Raw genomic sequence first — 6,318 nt, 5'->3', positions numbered from 1 at the left:
TCATCTACAGCAACCCCGAACCCACTCCCAATCTTGATCGCCCACGGCTATGGACTCAAAACCACTACCGCCGCAGTAAGATGACTTGGAACTACTACAGTCCATAAACTAAAAACCATGGAAAAAAGGTTAGCTGCTAGGAAAAAATTGATTCTTACGATCATTAAATGCGGCGTTTCCATAGCGCTACTGTCTTGGGTGTTGCGCAAGACCAATCTGCCTGACATTTTCCTAGCTGTGAGTTCTGCCAACATTCCTCTGTTAATGGCAGCGTTTGTGGTCTACTTAGCCAGTTACTACATCAGAGCTCATCGGTGGCGGGTACTACTTTTGGCTCAGAATGTGAAAGCTACCATCCCTTACTTGTATAAGTCCTACATGGTCAGCATTTTCTTCAGTAATTTTTTGCCCTCCACCATTGGTGGGGATGCTGTTAGGGCTTATGATGCCTGGCGGTTGGGAACGAGCAAATCAGTCGCACTAGCCACTGTGTTTTTGGATCGTTTCCTCGGTTTACTGGGTTTGATGCTGTTTGGCCTCGGGGCGCTGTTTTTTTCTCAGACATTGATTGCCCAGTTACCATTACTTAATCTGTGGGTGATGCTAGGTACGGCAGCAATTATGCTTGTAGTCTCGATGATTTTCATACCCTCTCAGAAGATTTCAAGGGTTATTAGCAAGATCAAACTACCCTTTTGGCACCCCATAAAAAACAAGGTATTGAATATTATTAAAGCTTTCCTAGCCTTTGGGAACCGCAAACATGCCTTGGCTATGTCTATGGGGTTGTCACTGATGGTGCAAATCAGTGTCATCGCTCATTATTACCTAATTGCAAAGGCCCTGGATTTACCGGTTCCCCTTCTTAGTTTCTTTCTGATCATTCCCCTAGTCTCCTTGATCATGGTGTTGCCTGTATCGATCAACGCCATTGGTCTCCGTGAGAATGCATTTGTATTCTTTTTTGCGGCTTACGGCTACAATATTGCCAGATCCGAAGCCATTGCCTTTGCTTGGCTGGCTTACGGAATCGTGATCATTCAGGGGCTGCTGGGGGGAATTGTATACGCTTTGCGCAAGTAAAGGTGATTAACTCAGATCAGGTGATCGGCTGATCAGGTAAGGTCATGATCAGGTAATCGGATGATCAGGTAATCAGGTGTAATGGTGATCAATAAACAATAGTCAGAGCAATTATAAATTACCAATTACCAATTACCAAATATAAATTACCAATTACCAAATATGAATTACCAATTACCAAATATAAATTACCAATTACCAATTAATCACATGCCATCACCAGTAGGACACACATTTGCCGGTATTTGTGGATTTGTTCTGGCACGCCCTTATGTAGCTTGGCATCAGCAAACTCGGCTGTTGTATGGTTCAGTATTGCTCACGAATTTGCCAGACATAGACATTCTGCCTGGATTGCTGCTGCTGGGAAATCCAGGAGCTTTTCACCGTCAGGCTACCCACAGCTTGATAGTAGCCGCCATAATTGGCATCTTCGTTGCTTGGCTAGTGGGGCGTTGGAAGTTAAATCGGCTCCGATGGGGAATTTGGGCAGCTCTAGTTTATGGAAGCCACCTCCTGTTGGATATGCTAGTAGCTGACCCAACAGCACCTTTCGGAGTCCAGGCACTCTGGCCTTTTTCCCTAGAGTATTTTATTTCACCTATTACCATCTTTGCCCGATTTGATTATTTTAATCCAGAATTGGGTATGGTATGCACCATCTTGAGTATTCCTAACTTCTTGGGAATACTGTGGGAAATCGTAGTACTTACACCCTTGGTAGGACTGGCATGGTATGGGTTTGGGAAAACTGACGGCAGAAAACCATTGGCAAGATAGAGGCCAAGGGTGATGGGGTGATCAGGTGATCAGGTGATGGAGACAATAATAGATCTTTTGCATAAATGTCTAAAACAAGGCTGATAAGTAATATGGCCGTGTGTCCCAATTTACTTTGGTAAGAGGTTAATCGTTCTTTGTTGATGGCGATCAACCATCTTTCCTGAGCCATGATGAACCCTGGTCTGATCATGGTGGTTCTTAATACTGATTCTAGATAAGGTTGGTCAGGTGCATGAAAGCAGAAAAACTTAATTCAACAGAAACCTCAATCCAAGCAGATTGGCTTTGGCAATGGATTCCCATCGCCTTAATTTTGCTATTGGCGGCTGGGTTGTATTTCTATCAACTCGGCACAGAGAGCCTGTGGGTGGATGAACTCTACAGTGTTAATGATGCCAAACGCTTACCAGGCCATCTGGGTCTAATCCGCCCAGTGTATTTCATCCTGCTGTGGCTGTGGATGCAGTTTGGCACCAGCGATGCTTGGTTGCGGGGGTTGTCTGTCTTGTTTGGATTGGGCAGTGTATTTCTAACTTACCAGCTTGGTCGTCGTGTAGGGGGAAAGCCAACGGGCTTGATTGCTGCCCTCCTCTTGGCTCTATCGCCCCTGTTCATCAATTTTGCCCAAATGGTTCGTATGTACACCCTAGGCACTTGTCTCGGTCTAGGTGGTACCCTAGCGCTAGTGCATGCTCTTGAGAATCCTACTACCACCTCAATGGCTTGGTGGGCTAGCCTACGACTGTTGGTAACCCTAACTGCACCACTAAATGCCACCCTGCTCTTCGCGGACATCTGGTTAGTATGGTTTCGGTTTCGCAAGCAACGCGCTACATTATTAGCTTTCGGCAAATGGCTGTTACTGGTAATCCTGTTGTGGTTACCATCTTTGTTATCTCTATTGTCTGGAACCCTGCCCTTCCTAAGCAAGGCTCTTAATCTCATCGCCAAAATTGATCCATCGGCTACTCGACACTCATTTCCCAGTTTTGTGGATGTTTTACGTAAGTTAAAGAATTTTACTGCCTTTCCGTTTCCTTCCACATCGAAGCTGAGTAGCTTGTTTTATCAATCCTACAGTCTACTATTAGCTGGCTTGATCGGTATTGCCATAATCCACAAAAACCACAAACCACGCCTGTGTTGGATTGCTGCTTGGGCATTTATACCGTCAGTGATGATTTTTTTAGTTTCTAAACGATTATGGATAGACCGCTACATACTGTTTTTATCCCCATACATTTTGATTATTCTGACCGCTGGCTTGATGGGATTGTGGCGTTGGAAACGGAGTTTGGCGATCGCAGTAGCAATTATCTATACTATTACCGTTAGCACTGGACTAGTACGCTATTACACCGTGCAGGATCGCCAAGATTGGCGCAGTGTAGCACAAACAATTAGCATTAATGAAAAACCTGGTGATACCATCTTTTTATCCATAGGTTCGCAAAAAATGACCTCAGCGCTGGATCATTACTATAGTGGAGATGCTCCGATCTATTCCCGAAGTAAACTTTGTCCTTCTGATCGAGTCAAAAAGCCAGTCGTAGAGCAAGCACTAAATAACTTGCCACCTATTCCCTCGCGGCTGTGGCTACTGTGCGGCACAGGTTTTGACGAACAAAAGTTTCGCACTGTTTTCAAAGAACATTTTAATCTGGAAAGACACGAAGAATTTACTAACGAGAACTTTTATAGACAGAATGATTTAATGCATCTATTTCTGATCATACCAAATTCTGCCAATTCTACTGATTCTCGCAATTCTACTGATATAAAAAACAAATCAACATCGGTCTAAGCTCTAGGGCTTTGATTATTGAGTTAGTCGGTCTAAGCTCTAGGGCTTTGATTATTGAGTTAGCATGAAAGCCAACAACCACAAAACACCAGCGCTCCTAGAGGGAGGAAATTGGTTCCGACCATGGATGCCCATTACCTTAATCTTAGTATTAGCGACTGGATTGTATGTCTATCAACTTGGTACAGAAAGCCTATGGGTTGATGAACTCATTAGTATTCATCGTGCCAAGCACCTAGAGCAAGTCTTTAATGGTACACGCCCCCTCTATCACATCCTCCTACAAGTCTGGATGATAGTTAGCAGTAGTGATACTTGGCTGCGGGGATTGTGCGTTGTGTTTAGTATTGGTACTGTTTTTGTTACCTATCGGCTTGGTCGGCGCTTAATGGGAGAGTCCACTGGCTTAATTGCTGCCCTAATCGTTGCCCTCTCACCCCTGTTTATCCATCATGCCCAAGAAGTCCGGATGTACGCACCGAGTACATTCTTTGGTGTTGCTGGCACACTGATCTTAACCCACGCCCTAGAACGTCCAACTACTCCCTTACTTTTAGGATGGGCTGCTCTGCGATTCTTGGCAATTATCAGCACACCCCTTAACGTAGCGCTGCTGCTCCCAGACATCGTTGTGTTTGGCTGGAAGTATCGCAATCAACCTCGTGTTTTGTTCCGTTTCGGGGTCGGACTGTTACTGATTGGTATTTTATGGCTGCCATGGGTGTTTCCACTAGTAACTAAGAGCGCCAAATTTATGGGAGGTGTAAAAGTACCCGGTACATCAGTTCGTGATCTCGGTGGACGCACTAGTCCTGGTGTAGTTGATGTGATCATGCAGCCAGGTCGCTTGACAGCTTGGCCCTTTGGTCGAGCCAATTCCAATGCCATCTACTGGTTTTACAATGCCTACTCTGTCATGTTGACCTGCTTGCTGGGTGTTGTGCTATTCAACAAACCACGCTCAGCTAAGCTGGGTTGGATTGCGGCTTGGGCGTTTTTACCCTTAGTTCTGTTCTTTTCAGTGTCCCAAGTCTCTCGTTCTCTTTGGGTCAATCGTTACCTACTCTTAGCAGCTCCATACCTATTTATTCTTTTAGCAGCCGCTGGGATCGGCATTTGGCATCGATGGCGTATTGGTGCCTTGGTGATAGCGCTGATCTATGCCATTGCTGTTGGTGGTGGGCTAAAGCGTTACTATACCGTGCTCGATCGAGAAAATTGGCGTGGTTTAGTAGAAACCATTGCGACCAAAGAACAACCGGGTGATGTGATTGTTTGGTCCATTGGTCAGAGAATACCTGTGGCATTGAATCATTACTATCATGGCTCTGCAAGTATTGAGATTAAGGATGTACTCCCGCCATCGGTTAGAAAAAACGATCAGCAAGCGATAGAAGGTTGGATTAGCAGTTTACCTTCAACCCAATCTCGTTTATGGCTAGTTTATGTCAAGTCGTCGAAGCTATTTCGGTCTGTTGTTAAAGAGCAATTTCAGATTAAAACCCGAGAGAAACCCATTGATGGGATAGAAATATTTCTGCTTAAACCACGTTCTGCTGATAAAACGTCTCAGGAGTAGACTTCGCCGCAGTTGTCTATTGAACTAAGCCTAGAACTAGTTATTGCCGGTTTTTAGCGATCGCAATTTCCTGAAATAACTCAAAGCGCAATTAAATCAAGAATGGGTAGTGGTAAAGATGTAGTGGTTTGGCTACGGTCTGGTAAAGCTAACGGGAGCGAAAATCACGTATTGTGTACCACAACCAACTCCCCAAAGCTTTCATAAGGTAGTAGTAGCACCATAGTGACTGGGTTATGGAAATAGTTGCATGAACAACTATCTTTGATATCTTTGATAGTATCTGTCCTGGCTTCTCTCTTCGTACCTTTGCTCGTACCTTTGAGAGTTGTTGTCCCAGTTCATATCCGCACGTATATCCCTTTCAAATTGCTGCAAAATCCTGCCCAAAACATCTTTCATATTCTCCTTATCGTTATAGTTGTAGGTACGACACTCCCTGGTGTTGTAGTACTTACGGCGGTCTGGAACCCGACGCCGTTGACCTCTGTAGCGGCGACCGTAATATCCATGACGATAGCCACGACTAAACTCGCCCCCTGCGGTGCGCTCTTCATAAGCTATACCCCTGCTGGCATCACGTCGCCCCTCCTGATAACCATCATCGTAAGCTTCACGATGGTTAGCTGCATCCTGCTCAACGTAGTAACGAGGGACACTGTAACAGTATCTGATCTCATCCGCTTTCACTTCAGAAGGAAACAACAGAAGTCCCGAGAGTGTAGCGAACATGAGTAGAGTAGTAGAACCGATTTTTTTCATTGTTGAACCTCGTAATATATTTGGGATATTTGTTCTCTAGATATCCGTAAATACACTGTAGGTTCCATAAATTTCCAATCTCGAAATAAAACTTAATATTAAGAGGACGAAAAGATATAGGTAAACCAGACCAAAAACCTCGGTATATTCTCACTAATTTAGAGAATTTGGCAGCAGCCTTAGGGCGTGTCATCAAATAGGTGTCAATCCAGTTTAAAATAGATAAATTCTTGGCGAGTTGAGTAATTTCAGGAGTGGTACAATGACGCGCCGCTATGCTTTGCGGAATGACCAGTGGGAACGCATC

6 protein-coding genes are annotated in these 6,318 nt (G+C 44.6%); 4 read left to right on the top strand and 2 right to left on the bottom strand.

The genetic code is table 11. From position 1 onward, the window contains the following. Positions 1 to 117: 117 nt before the first annotated feature. The 4 genes from F6K20_RS20155 to F6K20_RS20140 all read left to right on the top strand — a co-directional run bounded on the left by F6K20_RS20155 (position 118) and on the right by F6K20_RS20140 (position 5,249). Positions 118 to 1,083 carry a lysylphosphatidylglycerol synthase transmembrane domain-containing protein gene (locus F6K20_RS20155; RefSeq protein WP_008180961.1) on the top strand — a complete coding sequence of 322 codons (966 nt, stop codon included), beginning with the start codon at positions 118 to 120 and terminating at the stop codon, positions 1,081 to 1,083. A 162-nt stretch (positions 1,084 to 1,245) separates the two neighbouring features. Further along, complete coding sequence (locus F6K20_RS20150; protein WP_008180962.1) at positions 1,246 to 1,863, top strand: metal-dependent hydrolase; 618 nt, start codon at positions 1,246 to 1,248, stop codon at positions 1,861 to 1,863. A gap of 235 nt (positions 1,864 to 2,098) precedes the next feature. Beyond that, positions 2,099 to 3,670, top strand: a complete 1,572-nt coding sequence (locus tag F6K20_RS20145) for a glycosyltransferase family 39 protein (protein WP_008180963.1) — start codon at positions 2,099 to 2,101, stop codon at positions 3,668 to 3,670. Between the two features lie 64 nt (positions 3,671 to 3,734). Beyond that, on the top strand, positions 3,735 to 5,249 hold the full coding sequence (locus F6K20_RS20140; RefSeq protein ID WP_287251606.1) for a glycosyltransferase family 39 protein: 1,515 nt from the start codon (positions 3,735 to 3,737) through the stop codon (positions 5,247 to 5,249). A 258-nt stretch (positions 5,250 to 5,507) separates the two neighbouring features. Here F6K20_RS20140 and F6K20_RS20135 read toward each other — a convergent pair whose 3' ends face one another. Both F6K20_RS20135 and F6K20_RS20130 read right to left on the bottom strand, forming a co-directional pair. Then, positions 5,508 to 6,011, bottom strand: coding sequence for a hypothetical protein (locus tag F6K20_RS20135; RefSeq protein ID WP_287251604.1), 504 nt, complete (start codon positions 6,009 to 6,011; stop codon positions 5,508 to 5,510). After that, positions 5,941 to 6,318, bottom strand: a 378-nt coding sequence (locus tag F6K20_RS20130; RefSeq protein ID WP_287251602.1) for a hypothetical protein, incomplete at its 5' end; no start/stop codon positions are given. The genes F6K20_RS20130 and F6K20_RS20135, both read right to left, overlap by 71 nt.

The organism is Moorena sp. SIO2C4 (assembly GCF_010672485.1).
Classification (GTDB): Bacteria; Cyanobacteriota; Cyanobacteriia; order Cyanobacteriales; family Coleofasciculaceae; genus Moorena; species Moorena producens.
This window is presented reverse-complemented; position numbering and strand designations above follow the sequence as displayed.

Excerpts from the sequence above, each read along its gene's own strand:
- F6K20_RS20145 (WP_008180963.1), top strand. The coding sequence starts at position 2,099 with ATGAAAGCAGAAAAACTTAATTCAACAGAAACCTCAATCCAAGCAGAT.
- F6K20_RS20140 (WP_287251606.1), top strand. The coding sequence starts at position 3,735 with ATGAAAGCCAACAACCACAAAACACCAGCGCTCCTAGAGGGAGGAAAT.
- F6K20_RS20135 (WP_287251604.1), bottom strand. The coding sequence starts at position 6,011 with ATGAAAAAAATCGGTTCTACTACTCTACTCATGTTCGCTACACTCTCG.
- F6K20_RS20155 (WP_008180961.1), top strand. The coding sequence starts at position 118 with ATGGAAAAAAGGTTAGCTGCTAGGAAAAAATTGATTCTTACGATCATT.
- F6K20_RS20150 (WP_008180962.1), top strand. The coding sequence starts at position 1,246 with ATGAATTACCAATTACCAAATATAAATTACCAATTACCAATTAATCAC.